The sequence below is a fragment of the Parvularcula maris genome (assembly GCF_024505085.1).
Classification (GTDB): domain Bacteria; phylum Pseudomonadota; class Alphaproteobacteria; order Caulobacterales; family Parvularculaceae; genus Parvularcula; species Parvularcula maris.
The window spans coordinates 1-18,277 of sequence record NZ_JANIBC010000019.1 but is presented as its reverse complement, the minus strand read 5'-3'; the positions used below and the strand labels follow the sequence as shown (position 1 = coordinate 18,277).

12 protein-coding genes are annotated in these 18,277 nt (G+C 64.3%); 8 read left to right on the top strand and 4 right to left on the bottom strand.

Annotated features, from left to right (window positions below; genetic code table 11):
- Positions 1-461: 461 nt before the first annotated feature.
- Positions 462-2,945, bottom strand: a complete 2,484-nt coding sequence (locus NOG11_RS13840) for a TonB-dependent receptor (protein WP_256620385.1) — start codon at positions 2,943-2,945, stop codon at positions 462-464.
- Positions 2,946-3,286: 341 nt separating this feature from the next.
- On the opposite strand from NOG11_RS13840, the gene NOG11_RS13835 reads away from it, so the two are divergent.
- From NOG11_RS13835 to treF, 5 genes are read left to right on the top strand one after another with little or no spacing between them, the layout of a single operon-like run.
- The gene (locus NOG11_RS13835) at positions 3,287-4,867 is read left to right on the top strand and encodes a sodium:solute symporter (protein WP_256620384.1); all 1,581 of its coding nucleotides are present in this window, start codon (positions 3,287-3,289) and stop codon (positions 4,865-4,867) included.
- Positions 4,868-4,876: 9 nt separating this feature from the next.
- The gene (locus tag NOG11_RS13830; RefSeq protein WP_256620383.1) at positions 4,877-6,469 is read left to right on the top strand and encodes an alpha-glucosidase; all 1,593 of its coding nucleotides are present in this window, start codon (positions 4,877-4,879) and stop codon (positions 6,467-6,469) included.
- Positions 6,469-7,536 carry a LacI family DNA-binding transcriptional regulator gene (locus NOG11_RS13825; protein ID WP_256620381.1) on the top strand — a complete coding sequence of 356 codons (1,068 nt, stop codon included), beginning with the start codon at positions 6,469-6,471 and terminating at the stop codon, positions 7,534-7,536. Before NOG11_RS13830 ends, NOG11_RS13825 begins: the two co-directional genes overlap by 1 nt.
- Complete coding sequence (glpD, locus tag NOG11_RS13820; RefSeq protein ID WP_256620380.1) at positions 7,533-9,047, top strand: glycerol-3-phosphate dehydrogenase; 1,515 nt, start codon at positions 7,533-7,535, stop codon at positions 9,045-9,047. The genes NOG11_RS13825 and glpD overlap by 4 nt, the downstream gene beginning before the upstream one ends.
- Positions 9,044-10,636 carry an alpha,alpha-trehalase TreF gene (treF, locus tag NOG11_RS13815; RefSeq protein ID WP_256620379.1) on the top strand — a complete coding sequence of 531 codons (1,593 nt, stop codon included), beginning with the start codon at positions 9,044-9,046 and terminating at the stop codon, positions 10,634-10,636. Before glpD ends, treF begins: the two co-directional genes overlap by 4 nt.
- A 3-nt stretch (positions 10,637-10,639) precedes the next feature.
- On the opposite strand, the gene proB is transcribed toward treF, so the two are convergent.
- A complete protein-coding gene (proB, locus tag NOG11_RS13810; RefSeq protein WP_256620378.1) occupies positions 10,640-11,803 on the bottom strand; it encodes a glutamate 5-kinase in 1,164 nt (387 codons plus the stop codon).
- Positions 11,804-12,039: 236 nt separating this feature from the next.
- Between proB and NOG11_RS13805 the strand changes: the two genes are divergently transcribed.
- Together NOG11_RS13805 and NOG11_RS13800 are read left to right on the top strand one after the other, a co-directional pair.
- Complete coding sequence (locus NOG11_RS13805; protein WP_256620377.1) at positions 12,040-12,852, top strand: pyrroline-5-carboxylate reductase family protein; 813 nt, start codon at positions 12,040-12,042, stop codon at positions 12,850-12,852.
- A gap of 41 nt (positions 12,853-12,893) precedes the next feature.
- Positions 12,894-14,174, top strand: coding sequence for a glutamate-5-semialdehyde dehydrogenase (locus tag NOG11_RS13800; protein ID WP_256620376.1), 1,281 nt, complete (start codon positions 12,894-12,896; stop codon positions 14,172-14,174).
- 10 nt (positions 14,175-14,184) lie between these two features.
- On the opposite strand, the gene NOG11_RS13795 is transcribed toward NOG11_RS13800, so the two are convergent.
- Positions 14,185-15,690, bottom strand: a complete 1,506-nt coding sequence (locus NOG11_RS13795; protein ID WP_256620375.1) for a S41 family peptidase — start codon at positions 15,688-15,690, stop codon at positions 14,185-14,187.
- A gap of 149 nt (positions 15,691-15,839) precedes the next feature.
- On the opposite strand from NOG11_RS13795, the gene NOG11_RS13790 reads away from it, so the two are divergent.
- Positions 15,840-17,093 (top strand): winged helix-turn-helix domain-containing protein, encoded by a 1,254-nt coding sequence (locus NOG11_RS13790; protein ID WP_256620374.1) that lies wholly within the window; start codon positions 15,840-15,842, stop codon positions 17,091-17,093.
- On the opposite strand, the gene NOG11_RS13785 is transcribed toward NOG11_RS13790, so the two are convergent.
- Positions 17,090-18,130, bottom strand: coding sequence for a succinylglutamate desuccinylase/aspartoacylase family protein (locus tag NOG11_RS13785; RefSeq protein WP_256620373.1), 1,041 nt, complete (start codon positions 18,128-18,130; stop codon positions 17,090-17,092). The genes NOG11_RS13790 and NOG11_RS13785 overlap by 4 nt on opposite strands.
- Between the last annotated feature and the right edge of the window lie 147 nt (positions 18,131-18,277).

Genomic DNA, 18,277 nt, shown 5'->3' with positions numbered 1-18,277 from the left:
TGCTGTGAACTAGTTGAATTGCCGGATATTTCTGCGCTGCTTCTCTTCTCCTCTACTGGTGAGCCGTACTAGTGGGCCTCATAAAAGGCGTTTGTGTCCTGTACAAACGTAGCAGCCCCCTCCGCCCTTCGGGCACCCCCCACTGCGTAGGGGAGGGAAGCAGAACGAACGTCGCTTACTTNCGTAGCAGCCCCCTCCGCCCTTCGGGCACCCCCCACTGCGTAGGGGAGGGAAGCAGAACGAACGTCGCTTACTTCTTCGCTCCCCCTCCCCGAGGGGGAGCTGCCGGTAGGCTGAGGGGGAGGAGCCACCTGCGCTGATGTCTCCGTCTGTTTGCAAAGGATACGACCAGGTTCCAAAGAGGATCGTGAACGGCAGGAAGCGCCGCCACTCGCCCCTCGCGTAAAAAAGGGCGACCCCGGAGGGCCGCCCAGTCGGGGGAGGTGGTTGCGGGGCTGGCGCTAGAAGCGGTAGCCCAGCTTGACGCGGACGTTCCGGCCGAGGATCGGCCTGGCGAAGGTCGCCACCGACACGTCGCCTGTCTGAAGGAAAGCATCGGTACGCGGATTGCCTTCCTGTACACCGATGGTGTTCGTGAGATTGTCGGCTGCCACGGTCAGCTCGAGGCCGTCACCGAAATTGAGCAGCATCCCCGCACCGAGAGTGGTGTAGGCAGGCAGCAGCACCGTGTTGGTGTTGTTGGAGAAGCGGTCGCCGATCCGCGTGATCTCCGTGTAGATACTGCCGTTGAACTCCGGCATATCGAACTCGTAGGTGGGCCGGAAGATGAAGATCCTGTCGGCGATCCTCTGAATGTCGTTGCCGACGAAGTCCTCACCGACCACACCGAAACCGCCGCCGACGACTTCGAAGCTCTCGATCTCCGGGTCCTGGATGGTGGCGCGGATCGTGCCGCCGAAGCCTGCGAACGGTCCGATGTCGAGTTCGGCCTCGAGGCCGATGGTCTCGGAGGCCAGGAGCACCTGGGCTTCGACCGCGCTGCCCGTCTCGTCCAGCACCGGATCGGAGAAGATCTGGTCGGTGAAGTCCGAGTAGAACACCGTGGCGAAGGCCCTGACCCAGGGCGTGTCGATTTTGACACCGCCCTCGGCCTGGAAGATGTCGTTGACCGGCAGGGCGCCGGAGGCTGCCGGGTTGGCGGCGAGATCGTTCGGGTCCGGCGTTCTGAAGGCGTCGTTGGCACGGCCGTAGAACGCGATCTCGTCCGTCAGCGTGTAGTTGAAGCCCACCGACCAGGCGAACTCCTCATAGGTCTCCTCGAACGGATCGAAGATGCCCGAGCCGAAGGTGACATTGTCGTCGGCCAGGGTCTCGATGCCCGTGGTGGCGACGAAGGGGTTCTCGTCCGACAGGTCGAAGCTGGCCAGACGCTCGGCATTGCCGTCGATGCGGAGCTGTTCGAAACGGAAGCCCGCATCGAGGCGCAGGGCGGGGGTCACCTGCCACTCATCGGTGCCGTAGATCGCCAGAACACGGACGTCCGCCTCGTAGTTGCGGTAGAAGTCCCCGTACTGAATGAAGGAGTTCTGGGTGACCGCACCGACGACTTCGGCCCCTTCCTCGCCGTCATCGTCCACCGCGAAGACTTCGAGACCGCGCGGCGAGCCGGCGACTTCCTGCAGGATGTCGTTGAAGTTCCAGAACGAAGCGTAGCTGGCGAAGCTGCCATAGGCGCCGAAGCTGACGGTGTGGTCGCCGGCGGCTTCGAAGCCCCTCGACAGCCGCAGATCGTTCATGAAGTTCTGGACCGAGGTCTCCTGGTTCCACCAGCCGCTTTGGATGACGAGACCGTTGCCGTTGTTGCCTGCGAGGTTGAAAGTCGACTCCGTCCCCGCGCCGTCTCCCAGGAAACGAAGGGCGAGCCGGTCCGTACCCTCGAAGGCTTCCTGTGCACTCTCCAGCGCGCCATCGAGGAAGTCGGCAGCCGATTCCGGTGAGCTGAGCGAGAAGATCGCGTTGAAGACGACGTCGCCGTCCACATAGCGGGCATTGTTGCGCAGCGTCCAGGCACCGATCTCCCGCTCGTAGTTACCGCCGAAGGAGAAGGCCTCCGTGTGGATACCATCGGTGAGGTCGGGGTTGTTGATCCCGCCGGGGACCACGATACCCGCCCGCGCCACGTCGTTGCTGGTGAGCGTGTCGAAATTGGCATCGAAGCCGGGAATGGAGGTGAGGTCGCCATCCGAGTCCAGACCAAGGGGGATCGGTAGGTAGAAGATCGTCCGGTCGTTGACGGCGTGGGCGTAGATGTTCAGCTCACTGTCGACGCCCCGCCTAGTGAGGTTGATCCTGAACTGACCGCCCTCATTGCCAGTGAAGCCAGGATCGCGGACACCGTCGGAGATGCGGTAGAATCCGCCCGCCGCAAAGGACCAGTCATCCGTGATCGGCCCGGCATAGTAGCCATCGACCCGGTGGTGGCCGAAATTGCCCCACTCATAGCCGAGGAACCCTTCGGGTACGTCGGAGCCCTTCTTGGTGATGTTGTTGACGATGCCGCCCGCCGCGTTCGAGGCGAAAATGGTCGCCGTACCGCCGCGGATGACTTCCGCCCGCGAGATCATCTCATCGAGCTTGATGAAGCTTTCAGGGGGGGTGAAGGGCAGGCCGCTCTCTTCGAAGGACGGCATGCCGTCGATCTGCAGCTTGGTGAAACGGTACTGGCCCGGCGCCGGGATGCCGCGGACGAAGACGTTCGCAGCCGCCTCGCCGCCCGACGTCTCGGCCCAGATACCCGGCGAGGAAGCGTAGAGATCGGTGATCGTCAGCGGCGCTTCAGCGCGGATGTCCTCTTCGTCGAAGGTGGTGACGGCGATGGAGGACTCGAACTGCGAGACCCCTCTGGCGGAGCCGGTGACGACGATCTCGTCGAAGTCGCTGTCCTCCCGATCGCTATCCTGCGCCGCCGCATGTTGCGTGAGCACAAGCGAAGATACTGCACTGCACAAAAGCGCACGAGCCGTGTGTCTGTATTGCTGCCGCATAACCAACCTTCCCTATGTATTAGCGACCTGCGGATCAGGCCTTGGAAAGAGGCTATGCCTGACAGAACTGTTATGCAAGCGCTTGCAAGTTTTGCAAGTCAGCATGGATCATGCTGCTAAGGGTACGATATACTGGAACGCTACAGGGGAACGGGTAGCGATGGTTCCGCGGCGCACTCGGATGACGAAAAGCTGTGCAAGCGGTTGCAGATGACGGCACGATCAGACAAAGTAGGGCGAACAGCTAGTCTCCGCGAACGGAGCGAAGGGTAGGGCCGCTGGTGAACATCAACCTCTCCGTGCTCGATCTAACGATCATCGGTGTCTACTTCATCGGGATGATCACGCTCGGCCTCTACCTGTCGAGGCGAACCAAGGGGGCGGACGACTACTTCCTCGCTGGACGGAACATGGTGTGGCCGTTCATCGGGCTGTCGCTCTTCGCCTCGAACATCTCCTCCACGACCCTGGTCGGGCTGTCGGGAGACGCCTACGCGACGGGTATCTCTGTCTACGCCTATGAGTGGATGGCAGCGGTGATCCTGGTGGTGTTCGCCGTCTTCTTCCTGCCCCTCATCCTGCGCCAGCAGGTCTTCACCATGCCCGAGTTCCTGGGTCGCCGTTATGACGGCCGGGTACGGGTCTACTTCACCCTGCTCTCTCTTTTTCTCAGCGTCGCGGTGGAGACGGCGGGCTCGCTCTTCGCTGGCGCGCTCGTGCTCAAGCTTCTGTTGCCCGACGTTCCCCTATGGCAGACCATGACCGTCCTGGCGCTGATCGCTGGGTTCTATACCCTGACTGGGGGGCTTCGAGCGGTGATGTTCACCGATGCGGTGCAGACGATCCTTCTTCTCATCGGCTCACTGACCATCACCGCCATCGCCCTCAACGAGGTTGGCGGGATCGGTGCCGTGCTTGACGCCGTGCCGAAGGAGAAGCTGAGCCTGATCAGGCCGCCCGGCGACGAGGGCATCCCCTGGCCGGGCCTTCTGACCGGCGTTCCGCTCCTGGGTTTCTACTACTGGGCCACCAACCAGGCCATCGTGCAGCGGGCCTTGGCGGCGAAGAGCGTAAATCACGGGCGGTGGGGCGCTTTGTTCGCCGGCTTTCTCAAGCTGCTGCCGCTCTTCATCATGGTGCTGCCCGGCACCATGGCGATCCTTCTCTATCCTGAGCTGCCGAGAGCGGACCTGGTCTTCCCCACGCTGATGTTCGATCTTCTGCCAACCGGGCTTCTCGGACTGACGCTGGCCGGTTTCCTTGCGGCGATCATGTCGCAGATCGATTCGGCCCTGAACTCGGCCTCCACCATGGTGACGATGGACTTCGTCAGGCCGAGCCGTCCTCACCTCACCAGCCAGCAGCTTTCCGCCGTGGGGCGCTATGTGATGGCGGGCTTTCTTCTCTTCGCGGTCCTCTGGGCGCCCTTCATCTCCAGCTTCCGCTCGATCTTCTCCTATATCCAGGTCATGTTCTCCTATGCCGTGCCGCCTGTGGTGGCCTTGTTCCTGATGGGCACCTTCTGGAGCCGAGCCAATGCCGAGGGCGGCTTCGCAGGCGCGATGGTCGGCCTACTGGTCGGGGTGGTCGCGTTTCTTCTGATCGAGGTGGCGAGCGTGATCCAGCTTCACTTCCTCTACTCGGCGCCGATCCTCTTCATCGTTGCAGCGGCGGCGATCGTCGGGGTCAGCCTGGCGACCCAGGCGCCGGACCCGGTCAAGACCGCCCCGCTTCTCTGGCGTCCCTCGCTCCTCAAGGAGGAGAGCGCCGAGCTGCGCGGGCTGCCGTTCTGGCAGAACTACCGTGTTCAGGCCGCCTGCCTGCTTCTCGCGGTGGCCCTCATCGTCTATTGGTTCCGCTAGGAGGTAAGGATGGCACAGTCCTGGTGGCGCGGCGGCGTCCTCTATCAGATCTACCCGCGAAGCTTCCGCGACACTGGCGGCGACGGTATCGGCGACCTGCCGGGGATCACGGAGAAGCTGCCCTACCTCGCCAAGCTGGGGGTGGACGGAGTATGGCTGTCTCCCTTCTTCAAGTCCCCGATGGCGGATTACGGCTACGATGTGGCGGACTACTGCGACGTGGACCCGATGTTCGGCACGCTTCAGGACTTCGACGAGCTACTCGGCACGGCGCATTCGCTTGGGCTGAAGATCATCATCGACCAGGTCTACTCCCATACCTCCGACCAGCATGCCTGGTTCGAGGAGAGCCGTAAGAGCCGGGACAATCCCAAGGCCGACTGGTATGTCTGGGCCGATGCCAAACCCGACGGTACGCCGCCTACGAACTGGCTCTCCGTGTTCGGCGGATCGGCCTGGACCTGGGATGCGAGGCGGCGTCAGTACTACCTGCACAACTTCCTCAGCGAGCAGCCGGATCTCAACTTCCACAACCCCGAGGTTCAGGAAGCGGTCCTCGATGTCGCGCGTTTCTGGCTCGATCGGGGGGTGGACGGCTTCCGCCTCGATGTCGCGAACTATGTCGCTCACGATCAGGACCTGCGCGACAACCCGCCCGTGGGCACCGTCGGGCACGGCCGTCCCGGCCAGTTCCAGCAGCACCTCTACGAGCGCTCCCGCCCCGAAGCGCTGGCCTTCGCCGAACGGCTGCGCGAAGTCCTGGACAGCTACCCCGACAAGATGTCCGTGGCGGAGATCGACAGCACCTCGCCCCTCGAGCGCGCCATTCAGTACACCGAAGGGGAGGTGCGCTACCATACGGCCTACAGCTTCTCCCTGCTTCGTGCGCCGAAGCTCACGCCCGATGTGATCCGCAGCTCGCTCGAACCCTACAACCGTTCGGGCGCCTGGCCCTCCTGGTCCATTTCGAACCACGACGTACGCCGAGCTGTCAGCAGGTGGAGCGCCGGCGGCGATGACGAGGAGCTTGCGAAGCAGCTTGTCATCCTCCTTCTCTCGCTGCGCGGTACGATCTTCCTCTACCAGGGCGACGAGCTCGGTCTTCCGCAGGCGAAGCTTCGCTACGAGGATCTTCTCGACCCTGAATCGAAACGTTTCTGGCCGGAAGATCTGGGCCGGGACGGCGCAAGAACCCCCATGCCCTGGCAGGCTGATGCGGAACATGCTGGCTTCTCTGGCGGAAAGCCCTGGATGCGCGTCGATGAGCGTCACGCCGAAAAGGCGGCGGACCGGCAGGTCGACGATCCGAACTCGGTCTTCCACGTCACCAAGCGGTTCATCGCGACCCGGCGCGGCAGCCCTGCGCTGAGCGAGGGATCCATGTCCTTCCTCGACCTCGCCCCGCCGCTACTCGGCTTCGAGAGAAGGGCAGGCAACAGCTCCGCTCTCTTCGTCTTCAACCTCTCAGGCGAGGAGGTGCGGCTTGCAAAGGATATGCTGCCGCAGACCAGCGAGCTGGTGACCGAAGACCTCCGGCATGACGAGGACGAAGCGTCCATCGTGTTTCCTCCCCATGGGGGGCTGGCGGCCTGGCTGAGCTGATGTCGAAGACCGCGGCCAAGGACCGGACACAGATCACCATGCGGGACATCGCCCGCATGGCGGGCGTGTCCGAATCCACCGTGTCGCGGGCCTTGGCGGGCAGTCAGCTCGTCGCCGAGCATACCAGGCTCCGCATCCTCGAGTTGGCGCGCAGCACCAAATACGCGGTGAACGAGCACGCCCGCAACCTGGCTTTAGGCCAGACACGGACGATCGAGGTGCTCTTCCCCATCGAGCGTGGGACGCTGCAGCGGGTCTCGGACCCGTTCTTCGTGGACATGGTGGCCGAGCTGATCGACGCTCTCTCCACCCATGACTACGACGTTCTCCTGTCGACCTCACCGCCATGGTCCGAGGTCCGTCCGGGCTGCGCCTTTTTGGGGGGGAGGGCGGACGGTGTCATCTTCGTCGGCCAGGGCCGTCACCGTGAGGAGATCGCCGAGTTCGCCCGTGACAACCGGATCGTGGTGACCTGGGGCGCTGGCGGGAGGCGCGACGAGGGCTGCGTGATCGGCACCGACAATGTGCGCGGCGGCTACCTCGCCGCTCGCCATCTGATCGCTCTGGGCCGGAGGCAGATCGCTTTCTTGGGCGACTGCACCCTGCCTGAGATCGAGGAGCGCTACGAAGGCTACTGCGCCGCCCTGCGTGAGGCGGGAATGGAGCCCGGCGACGCCCTTCGCATCAACGCTCCCTTCGATATAGACGGCGCCCGCACGGTGACGGTGGGTCTCGACAGGTTCGGGCGTCACTTCGACGCCATCTTCGCGGCCAGCGACATGATCGCCATGGCGGCCATGGCCAACCTCCAGGCGGCGGGGGCCAGGATACCGGACGATGTGGCCGTGGTAGGGTTCGACGACGTGGCCATGGCGGCCCATATGCATCCTGCACTGACGACGGTGAGACAGAATATTGCAGAAGGCGCGCAGCTCATGACGGCAAAGATCATGGCCATGCTCCAGGGAGAGAAGCCCAAGGGGGAGATGCTTCCCGCCAAGCTCATCATCCGCGATTCCTGCGGTGCGCCGCTGTCCATGAGACAAGAGAGTGGGGATCAGACATGACCGACCTCTATGATCTGGTCGTCGTCGGAGGCGGCATCAACGGCGCGGGCATCGCCCGTGATGCCGCCGGACGGGGGCTCTCGGTCTATCTGTGCGAGCGTGACGATCTCGCCAGCCACACATCGTCCTGGTCGAGCAAGCTCATCCATGGAGGCCTGCGCTACCTCGAACATAAAGAGTTTCGGCTCGTCAGGGAGAGCCTGATCGAGCGGGAGGTGCTGCTTCAGGCCGCGCCCCATCTCATCAGGCCCCTGCGCTTCGTGCTGCCCTACCACAAGGGATTGCGACCGGCTTGGATGCTCCGCACCGGGCTCTTTCTCTACGATCACCTGGGCGGCAGAAAGCTCCTCCCTCCGACGAAGACCCTGAACCTGTCGAACAGCCCCTACGGCGCTCCGCTCAAAGACAGCTTTACCAAAGGGTTCGAGTATTCGGACTGTTTCGCCGACGATGCACGCCTTGTTGCCGTGAACGCGATGGATGCACGTGCGAAGGGCGCCGATATCCACACCCGTACCAGAATGACCGCCGGTCGTCGCGCCGAGGGCGTTTGGCAGCTCACCATGCAGCCGGAAAGCGGTGCGCCATATGAGGTGAGGGCCAGGGCGGTGGTCAATGCGGCCGGGCCTTGGGTGACCGACCTCTTCGACGGGCTGGCCCCTCTCAAGCCGCGCAAGAAGATCAGGCTGGTCAAGGGAAGCCATATCGTGGTGACGCCGCGCTTCGCTGACGACCGGGCCTATATCCTTCAAAGCGCTGACAACCGCATCATCTTCGCGATCCCCTATCTGAACGGCGCCACCCTGATCGGTACGACCGATGTCGCCTATCAGGGCGACCCCGCCGAGGTGGCGATCAGCGACGACGAGACGGACTATCTTCTAGCTCTGGCCAACGAGTACTTCGCCGCCCCCTGCACGCGGGACGATATCCTCTCCACCTATTCAGGGGTGAGGCCGCTCTACGACGATCTGTCCAGGGAGGACGTGTCCACGGTCACCAGGGACTACGCTTTCGACATCGACGATGCGGATGGCGGCGCGCCGCTTCTTTCGGTCTATGGCGGCAAGCTGACCACCTACCGCAAGCTGGCCGAGCACGCCCTGGCCGAGCTCTCCTCCTTCCTTCCCCATGCTGGTGCACCTTGGACATCCTCCGCAAGCCTTCCTGGAGGGGAGGTTCGGTTCGAGGACTTCCCCGCCTTCCGGGATGAGATGAGCGCCAGGTACGCCTTTATGAAAGCGCCCAACTTGGACCGGTTGATCTCAGCCTACGGCACGATGCTGCCGGATATACTGAGAGACGCCTCCTCCTTGGAGGGTTTGGGAGAGCATCTCGGCTGCGGGCTCTACGAAGCCGAGCTCGACCACCTCCGCCGTTCCGAGTTCGTCACGAGAGCCGATGACGTTCTCTTCCGCCGAACGAAACTCGGTCTCCAGGATACGGACGGCAAGTTGAGAGCGAAGCTGTCGCAACGCTTCGCCTCGCAGAATGAGGGTGTCGACGCATGATCATTTCGCTTCTTTCGCTAGTCTTCATGGCGCAGAGCATTGCCGAAAAACCCCTTGCGGAGCAGCTTCCTCCATCGCCTGCAGAGCTTTACGGCGAGCTTTTCGTAGATGTCGCCGAAGCTCGCCTCTACGAACCGAAAGACTGGGTCGATTTGAGACCGCGCGCTGCCCCTTCGGAGATACTGAGAGCCTATGAAGAGGCCGGACCGCTGGAGGGCGCGGCGCTCCTCACCTTCACCCAGAACTATTTCGCCCCGCCGCGTGCGGTGGGGGAGGTGCCGGACCTTCCGCCAAACCGCACGCTGACGGAGCATATCGACCTCCTCTGGCCTGCGCTGACGCGGGAGGTCAGGGCGGCGGCCCCTGGAAGCTCGCTCCTGCCGCTCCAGAACCGGTACATCGTTCCGGGCGGAAGGTTCAGGGAGGTCTACTACTGGGACAGCTACTTCACCCTTCTGGGCCTCGACGACGAAGACCTCAAACGGTCGATCGCGGACAATTTTGCCGGGTTGATCGAGCGCTACGGTTTCGTGCCGAACGCCAACCGCACCTACTACCTGTCCCGCTCGCAGCCGCCTTTCTTCTTTCTGATCGTCAGCCTGTTGAGCGATCGGCCCGAAGAGGCGTTTGCCGACTATATCGAGCCGCTGAAGAAGGAGCACGCGTTCTGGACCGGCGGCGGCCGGGTCGTAGCGCTCGAAGACGGAGCGTCCCTAGCCCGCTACTGGGACGCGAAAGATACGCCTAGAGACGAAAGCTACGTCTACGACGTCGAGACCGCGAGCGAGACGGATCGTCCCGCAAGCGAAGTCTACCGTGAGCTGCGGGCGGCGGCGGAGAGCGGTTGGGACTTCTCCTCCCGCTGGTTCGCGGAGGGCGGAGGGCTCGAAACCATCCGCACGACCGAGCTTCTGCCGGTGGATCTCAACAGCCTCCTCTACGGGCTGGAGGAGGCCATCTCGCGGGGATGCCGAGTCCTCGAAGATGACGAGTGTGCCGCTGACTATGCCGACAAAGCCAAGCTGAGGGGCGAGGCCGTCCGGTCCCGCTTCTGGTCGGAGGAGGAAGGCTACTTCGCCGACTACGACCTCACCGCCAGCGCACCGACCGGCCAGATCACCGCGGCGACGGCCTACCCCCTGTTCTTTGGCATCGCTTCGGAGGAGCAAGCCGAGGGCGTGGCTGCGGCTGTGGGCGAGGAGCTTCTGGTCCAGGGGGGGCTTCTGACCACGACGCTCACCACAGGGCAGCAGTGGGACGCGCCTAATGGCTGGGCTCCGATGCAGTGGATCGCGGTACAGGGGCTACGCCGCTACGGGCATGATGACCTGGCGAGGGAGATCGCCGAGCGCTGGGTACGGACGGTGGCCAGGGGTTTCTGTGAAAGCGGCAAGCTGGTCGAGAAGTACGACGTTCTGACCGAACGCGAGGGCGGGGGAGGGGAGTACCCCACCCAAGACGGTTTCGGCTGGACCAACGGCGTCACCGCCGCGTTCCTCGATCAAGACGAGGGTCTCGCACCCTACGGCCAAGTTACCGTGGCGGCAGAAACCGGCACCTGCCCGGCGCAGCTTCAGACCGCCGAATAAGCCTTAGACCTCGATCGCCGTGGCTTCTTCTTCGGGCACGGCCCAGGGGAGGTGGTGCTCCTCCAGGATAACGAGGTTGCCTGCGTCGATCACATCGGCATTACTGTGGTAGCCGAGCACCTCCTCGACCGCGCGGCCCGTGCGTTTGGCGAGAAGCACGACCTCGTTGGACGAGTAGTTGGTAAGCCCTCGGGCGCACTCTTCTCCGTCCTCGTCGTAGACGTGGAGGACGTCGCCCTTGGCCCACTCACCGTGCACGGACTGAATGTCCTCGGCCCTGACGCCGATCTTGCCCTCGCGCACCGCTTTGGCCCCGTCCTTGGACAGGGTGATGCTGCCGGCCATGTTGAGCCTGTCGGCCAGCCAGACCCGCCAGGCCGAAGCCGGGTCGCCATGCGCCGTGCAGCGGGTGTAGCGCCGCTCGTTCTCCAGAACGGATGTCACGGGCCTCTCTAGAATGCCGCTGGCGATGTAGGTCTCGACACCCCCGTTCTGAGCCATGTTGGCCGCCATCATCTTGGTCAGCATACCGCCCGAGCCGAGAGCGGACTTCGATTTCGTCGCCTCGATATACTCGGAGACGTCGGACACCTCCTCCACGAAGCGCGCATCTTCGTCGTCGGGGTTGCGGTCGTAGAGGCCCTCGACGCCGGTCAGCATGATGAAGGCCTGGGCCTGGATCATCTGGGCAACCTTCGCTGCGAGCCGGTCGTTGTCGCCGACCCTGATCTCCTCGGTGGTGACCGTGTCGTTCTCGTTGACGATCGGCAGCAGGCCGCGGTCGAGAAGGCGGTCCAGCGTGTTCTTGGTGTTCAGGAACCGGCGCCGGTTCTCCATATCGTCCGAGGTCAGCAGCACCTGGGCGATGCTCAGGTCGAACTCGGACGCCACGGCCTTGTAGGCAGCCATGAGGAGCGGCTGCCCGCAGGCCGCTGCGGCCTGCTTGTCCGCCACCCCCGCCTCGCTGGGACGTACACCCATCGCCTTGAGCCCCACCGCGGCAGCGCCAGACGAGACGAGGACGACTTCATGCCCCTTCGCTCTCAAGCTGGCGATGTCCTCCAGAAGGCCGAACAGAAACGCGTAGCGGACATTGAGGTCCTCCTCTGAAACCAGAAGACCCGAGCCGACCTTGATGACAATACGCTTTTGTTCGTTTACTGACATAATTCCTCTCCTGCTACGAACAGGTGTAGGCATGCGATGACGCATTGCAACATGAGCAGATGAAAAACATTGTTTAATAACGTATTCGTGATCGAGAGCGCAGTTGCAACGTATTCAGCTTACTAACGGCCAGCTGAAGAGCATGTGTGGACAGTTAGTTTATTACTGCTTTCTTTCTCTACATCAACGCTGTTGATGAGGTTGATATCGGGCGTGATCTACGTTATCTGCATGCTATGAATGTTGACAAACAGTATACTGATAGAAATCAGCCTAGGGTGCTGATGGTGGGATGCGGCAAGATGGGCGGTGCCCTGCTTTCCCGCTGGCTGTCTCCTGACGGTCCGGCGTTCGTCGTGGCCGATCCCGCCGGTCCGCCGTCCCTGGACGTCGCCCATGTGGAGGGGCCGAGCGAGCTAGACGGTCAGTGCTTCGACCTTATGGTCGCGGCGGTGAAGCCGCAGCTTCTAGGGCAGGTGCTTCCATCCTATGCGGAGTATCTCGAGCCTGATGGGTTCGTCCTGTCCATGGCGGCCGGAACCTCGGCGAGCACCGTCTCTACTGCCGCGGGCGGGGCGCCGGTCATCCGCATCATGCCGAACCTTCCCGCCGCCGTCGGTCAGGGCGTTAGCGCTCTTTACGCCGAGGACCGTATCAACGCCGAGCAGAAAGAGCTGGCGGAGAATTTCGCCGCCGCCGCCGGGCGCTTCGTCTGGGTCGAGGATGAGGACGGCATCGACCGCTTCACCGCTGTTGCGGGCTCGGGGCCAGGCTACGTGTTCGAGCTGCTGCGGGCCTATCAGGACGCCGCTCGCGAGGCGGGCTTCGACGAAGCCACTTCAAGGGAGCTCGTGCTCGGCACCGTGGCCGGAACCGCCGCCATGGCTTTAGAGGACCAGCGTCCCTTCGCCGAACTGAGGGACGACGTGACCAGCCCCAACGGCACCACCCAGGCCGGCCTGACCGCGATGGGAGAGGGCGGGGTCCTGGAGGACCGCCTGCGCTCGGCCGTACGCGCCGCCTACAACCGCGCCGTCGAGCTTCGCTGAATGCTGCCCGACGAGAACGACTTGAACAGAATGAGGATAGAATGCTGGACGACCGACCGATGAGCCACGAAACACGAGCAGAAGAATTGATTGCGGAGCGGGGCGCCGCTGCCCGCGAGGCTGCGCGCAAACTCGCTTCCGCCACTACCGAACAGAAGAACCAGGCCATCCGCGCCGCCGCCGCTTCGCTTCGAAAGGCGACGGCGGAACTCGTCGCGGCGAACGCCGACGATGTGGCGGATGTGAGGGCCGCCGGCAAGCCGGAGAGCTTCATCGACCGATTGATGCTGGACGAGGCTAGGGTCGAGGGGATCGCCGAGGCTCTTGATCAGATCGCGGAGCTTCCCGATCCCGTAGGCCGGGTGCTGGCCAGCATCGACCGGCCCAACGGCCTCAAGATCGACCGCGTCGCCGTGCCCATCGGCGTGATCGGCATGATCTATGAGAGCCGCCCCAATGTGGGCGCCGATGCCGGGGCGCTGTGCCTGAAATCCGGCAACGCCGTGATCCTGCGCGGCGGCTCGGAAAGCCGTCGGTCCACGGAGATCATCGTAGGCTGCCTTGCCGAGGGACTACGTGAGGCGGGATTGCCCGAGGCCTGCGTCCAGACCGTCGGCACCACCGACCGTGCGGCGGTCGGTGCGCTTCTCCGCGCCACCGAGTATGTGGACCTTGTCATTCCCAGGGGCGGCAAGGGGCTCGTCAGCCTCGTGCGCGACCAGGCGCGCGTGCCGACGCTTCTCCATCTCGACGGCAACTGTCACACCTATGTCCACGCCTCTGCGGATCTCGATCAGGCGGCGAGCATCGTCACCAACGCCAAGCTCCGCCGTACCGGCGTGTGCGGAGCAACTGAGAGCCTCGTGGTGGACGAGGCCGTGGCGGGCGCGTTCCTTCCGAAGCTCCTCGATGAGCTGGGAGACTGCGAGGTTCGCGGGGACGAGCTTGCGGTGAAGGCCGATGCTCGCATCGGCGCGGCTACCGAGGAGGACTGGGGTACGGAGTATCTCGATGCGATCCTCTCCGTGCGCACCGTCTCCGGTCCCGACGAAGCTATCGCGTGGGTACAGCGTTACAGCTCCGGTCACACCGACGCCGTCTTGGCGACGGACGAGGCCGTCCTCGACCGCTTCGCTTCGGAGATCGACTCGGCCATCGTGGTGCAGAACGCCTCGACCCAGTTCGCCGATGGTGGCGAGTTCGGCATGGGCGCCGAGATCGGCATCGCCACCGGCAAGGTCCATGCGCGGGGGCCGGTGGGTCTCGAACAGCTCACCACTTTCAAGTACCGGGTCCGGGGGAGCGGCCAGACCCGGCCTTGAGCGCGGGACGCTACTCCATCCGCTGCCGGATGACCTCGACGGTCCTCTCCAGGACGACGTCGGAGGTTGCGAAGTTGGGGCCTCGGATGAAGGTGTCAGGTACGACGCCGCGGTCGCTCAAATCGCCCGAAGCCCTGACGATCATGGCTTTGGGGTAGCCGACGGTGAGTCCTGAATGGTCGAGGGTGAAGGTCTCCATCGCGCCGTAGGTGGTGGCGAGGTCCGACGTCTCCTCGCCCATCACCTCCGCAAACCCGTAATCCTGCACCAGCGCGGCCACGTTGACCGCGTTGGAGAAGCTGTAGCGGTCCACCAGCACGAAGACCGGCCCCTCGAACTGGCTACCCCGGCGCGGTCTTGCGAAGGGTAGGTCGAAGGTGAAGGTCTCGCCGAAGGGCGTCGCCTCGTAGCCGCGGGCCAGATCGCCGCTGATACCTTCTTCGGAGCCGGGGTTGAGATCGATCCGTGCCTGGTTCGAAGCCATCGACTGCTCGCTTGAGCGGATGGCGAAGCTGCTGGCGAACTTGAAGGGCTCGTCGGCGAACCAGGCTATCATGTGGTCCGAGAACGAGTTGTCGCCGCCAGGGTTCTGACGGAGGTCGATCAGGAGCGCCTCGGCATCCGCTTCTAGAAAGGTCTCGAAACTCTCGTCGATGAAGGCGTGGAAAGCGGACGGGTCCCAGGGGTTCTGCGGGTTCTCGATGCCGTAGAAGGGGCCGGGCTGAAGATAGGCGACCCCGCCTTCCAGCATCTCCGCCTTCCGCGCATAGCCGTTGAAGGTGAACCAGGGATCGTCGGCTTCCGCAATCCGTGCCGCCTGGGTCTCCGCGTCGATGGTAGCCGCGACGATGTCCTTCGTGTCGCCGCTCTCGCTTCTGACACTCAGGGTCATGCTGCCGACAGGACCGGTCTCGGTCAGAAGGTTCATCGGAAAGGTCAGCTCGAGAAGTGTGGCCGCTAGATAGTCGTTGTCGGCGGAGACGTTGCGGCTGAGCCGCTCGATCCAGACGCTCATCGGTTCACCGTTGATCGCGAGGATCTCATCCCCTGGTGCTACCCCGTCGGTGTAGCTCTGTGTCACGAAGACACGCCCGTCCCGGATACGCGGATAGATCGACAGCGCCTTGCCGCCCCCGTCGCGGTAGCGGCCATAGACCTCGCCGGTTCCCTCGACCCTGGCATGGGCAATGTGGCCGAAGGCGGCGAAGCGCTGGAACACGAACAGGGCCTCGCTCGGCTTCATCGGAACGTTCAGGGCCTCTCGAAGCTCGCTGTAGAGGCGATCATAGGCCTCCTCCGACTGGCGGGCATAAAGGTCGTAATGGGCGGCCTGAAGCCCCTGGTAGAGCTGATCGAGATCGGCGCGCAGCTCCTCGGGGGAGAGCGCCGCCTCACCCTCGGCGAAGGCATAGTCGGGGAGGGCAGGCGGCTGCCCTAGGGGTGAACCTGCGTCGGGGGCGGCGGCGCAGGCTGTCACGGAACAGCAGAGGAGACTGGCGAGGAAACGGCGGTACATGAAATGCGGGGTCCTTTCGATGGGTCTCCTACGCTCCTTCGCGACGAAACCCCCAACCGCCATGACGAAGCCCTCCTTTCGGCCTGACGCTTTCCTGACCACCGCATAGATACTAGGTTTCGCAGGACGGGTAGGCTAGCCGGGGCAGGATGGACAAGACGACCGATATGCCGCCCTTCCGCCTAGGCGTCTGGCTGATGGAGCCCTCCCGCGGGGTTCTGACCGGTGCCGACGGAGCCGAGGTGAAGCTCGAGCCGAAGGTGGCGGACCTTCTCTGCGTGCTGGCTCGCGCCGGGACGGAGGTCGTCTCCCGCGACAGGCTCTTCGCCGAGCTCTGGCCGGAAGTGACGGTGGGCGAGGACACGCTGACCAGGGCCGTCTTCAAGCTCCGCCGCGCCCTGGGCGACGCGCCGAAGAACCCAAGCCTGGTCGAGACGGTGCCCAAGCGCGGCTACCGCCTGATGGTGGCGCCGGAGCCTGCTGGAGAGGACCGGGCTACTAGGTCGGAAACGCGGCCAGGCCGGCGGCTGCCGAGGATCGCAGCTCTCACCGGGGCGGTGGTTCTGCTCCTGGCAGGCGGTTTGTGGGTATTCGGCGGAGACGAGCCGACGGAGGCCGACCGCACCATCGCCGTCGCCGCGGACCGCTACATGGAGGCGACGAGGGCCGACAACGAGGCGGCCATCAAGCTCTACGAACGCGCCCTCGCCGAGCGCCGCCCCGACCCTCGGGCGGAGGCGGGGCTCGCCGCGGCCCTGGTGCAGCGCGTGGTGCGCTGGCCTGCCATGGTGGGTCTCGAAGGGGAGGGGGTGACGAGCATGAGCGCGGCGCTGCAGCAGGACCTGATCGACACGCCGGAGGGGCGCGAGACCCTGCGCCGGGCGAGACTTCTCGCCGAACGCGCCGTGCGCAGCTCTCCCCGCGACCCCGATGCCTGGCGGGTGCTGGGACTGGTGAAGACCGCCCAGCGGGACCTGCCGGGAGCCTTCGAGGCCTATGAGAAAGCGCTGCAGCAGGACCCGCAGGACTGGAAAGTGCTCACCAACCTGTCCGAGCTCCATGATCTGCGCGGAGAGTTCGATGAGGGCTACGCGCTGATGGTGGAGGGCTACGAAGCCATGGGCGAGGCCTACGGCGTGGACCGCCGGCAGGTGGCGAAGTGGCGGGCGCCGCTCGGCGTCGGCATCGCTCGCCGTGACCTCGAAGCGGGGCGGCGGGAAGCCGCCGAGCGCTGGTACCGCCGCACCCTCGACGACTCGCCCTACGACCGCGAAGCGACGAAGGGCTATGCGGGCTTTCTCATCGCCGAGGACAGGCAGGACGAGGCCGCCCGTCTTTGTGCAGACTACAAGCGCAGCACCGGCAACACCGTCCCCTGCTCGGCGGAGGAGGGGGACGGCTAGATCGTGCTGTCCATACCCTCATAAAGCGGGTCATCTTCCAGCGCCCCCCGCGTAACCGCCGACAGCGAACTCGCCGCATCCAACGTGGCGATATGCATCAGGGCGTCGCCCCTGTTCACGACGGGCATGTTGAGAAGACCGATGACGATGCCGCCCTCGCGTGCACGGATGGTCTGGTTGACCTTGCCCAAGGGGTCGGAGATCGCCCCGATCACCTCGTCCTCGGCCACCCGCTCACCCAGTTTCTTCGCCGTTCGGAAGAGGCCGCCCATCGAGGCCCTGGTCCAGTAGCTCGACATGGCCTCTGCGCTCGGCATCCCCGGCTTGGGAGGGTGGGCGGCCTTCAGCACGCCGCGATGGCTCAGCACGCGGAGCACCCCTTCCACGCCGGTGGTGACGGCCTGACCTTCGAACCGCAGGGCCTCGCCCGCCTCGTAGAGCAGGACGTTGCAGCCCGTCTCGCAGGCAGCCTCGCGAAGGGAGCCGTCCCTTAGCTTGGACGACAGCATGACCGGCGCGGCGAAGGCTTCGGCCATGGCCCGCACCTCATCGCTTTCGAGGTCGGCTCTGATCTGCGGCAGGTTCTCCCGGTGGACGGCGCCGGAATGGAGGTCGATACCGAACGCCGACCGGCGTACGATCTCCTTCATGAAGGTGTGGGCGAGCTGCGACGCCAGAGAACCCCCCGCCGTGCCCGGAAAGCTCCGGTTGAGATCGCGCCGGTCAGGCAGGTAGCGCGACAGGCTGATGAAACCGTAGGTGTTGACCACCGGAACCAGAATGACGGTGCCGCACACGTCTTGGATATCTATTCGCTGGGCCAGTTGCCTAACGATCTCCACACCGATGATCTCGTCACCGTGGATCGCCGCACTGACGAAGGCGACCGGGCCGCCCCTCTCTCCGTGAAGAACCTCCGCGTCCATATGGATCTGCGTGTGATCGGCAAGGAGGCTCAGGGGCAGGTCGACGACCTGCCGCGTCCCAGGCGCCACGCGGTCATGGCCGATGATAAAGTCAGGACGGGAGGCGAGCATGAGGGCCTTTCGAAGCGGAAACAGCTCGGTGAAAATGGCGCCCCCGCCGAGATACCGCAAGGAGGGGCGGGCGGTGATCCTCTCCGTAGGGTGGACGCCGGTAGGCGGCCACCTTTCCTAGGTACAACGCATGGTCCTACCGCCGTC

What these genes read in the sequence shown, in the direction of transcription:
- NOG11_RS13785 (WP_256620373.1), bottom strand. Translation starts at nt 18,130, where the DNA reads ATGCTCGCCTCCCGTCCTGACTTTATCATCGGCCATGACCGCGTGGCG.
- NOG11_RS13790 (WP_256620374.1), top strand. Translation starts at nt 15,840, where the DNA reads ATGGACAAGACGACCGATATGCCGCCCTTCCGCCTAGGCGTCTGGCTG.
- NOG11_RS13830 (WP_256620383.1), top strand. Translation starts at nt 4,877, where the DNA reads ATGGCACAGTCCTGGTGGCGCGGCGGCGTCCTCTATCAGATCTACCCG.
- NOG11_RS13805 (WP_256620377.1), top strand. Translation starts at nt 12,040, where the DNA reads ATGAATGTTGACAAACAGTATACTGATAGAAATCAGCCTAGGGTGCTG.
- NOG11_RS13795 (WP_256620375.1), bottom strand. Translation starts at nt 15,690, where the DNA reads ATGTACCGCCGTTTCCTCGCCAGTCTCCTCTGCTGTTCCGTGACAGCC.
- treF (WP_256620379.1), top strand. Translation starts at nt 9,044, where the DNA reads ATGATCATTTCGCTTCTTTCGCTAGTCTTCATGGCGCAGAGCATTGCC.
- NOG11_RS13825 (WP_256620381.1), top strand. Translation starts at nt 6,469, where the DNA reads ATGTCGAAGACCGCGGCCAAGGACCGGACACAGATCACCATGCGGGAC.
- proB (WP_256620378.1), bottom strand. Translation starts at nt 11,803, where the DNA reads ATGTCAGTAAACGAACAAAAGCGTATTGTCATCAAGGTCGGCTCGGGT.
- NOG11_RS13800 (WP_256620376.1), top strand. Translation starts at nt 12,894, where the DNA reads ATGCTGGACGACCGACCGATGAGCCACGAAACACGAGCAGAAGAATTG.
- glpD (WP_256620380.1), top strand. Translation starts at nt 7,533, where the DNA reads ATGACCGACCTCTATGATCTGGTCGTCGTCGGAGGCGGCATCAACGGC.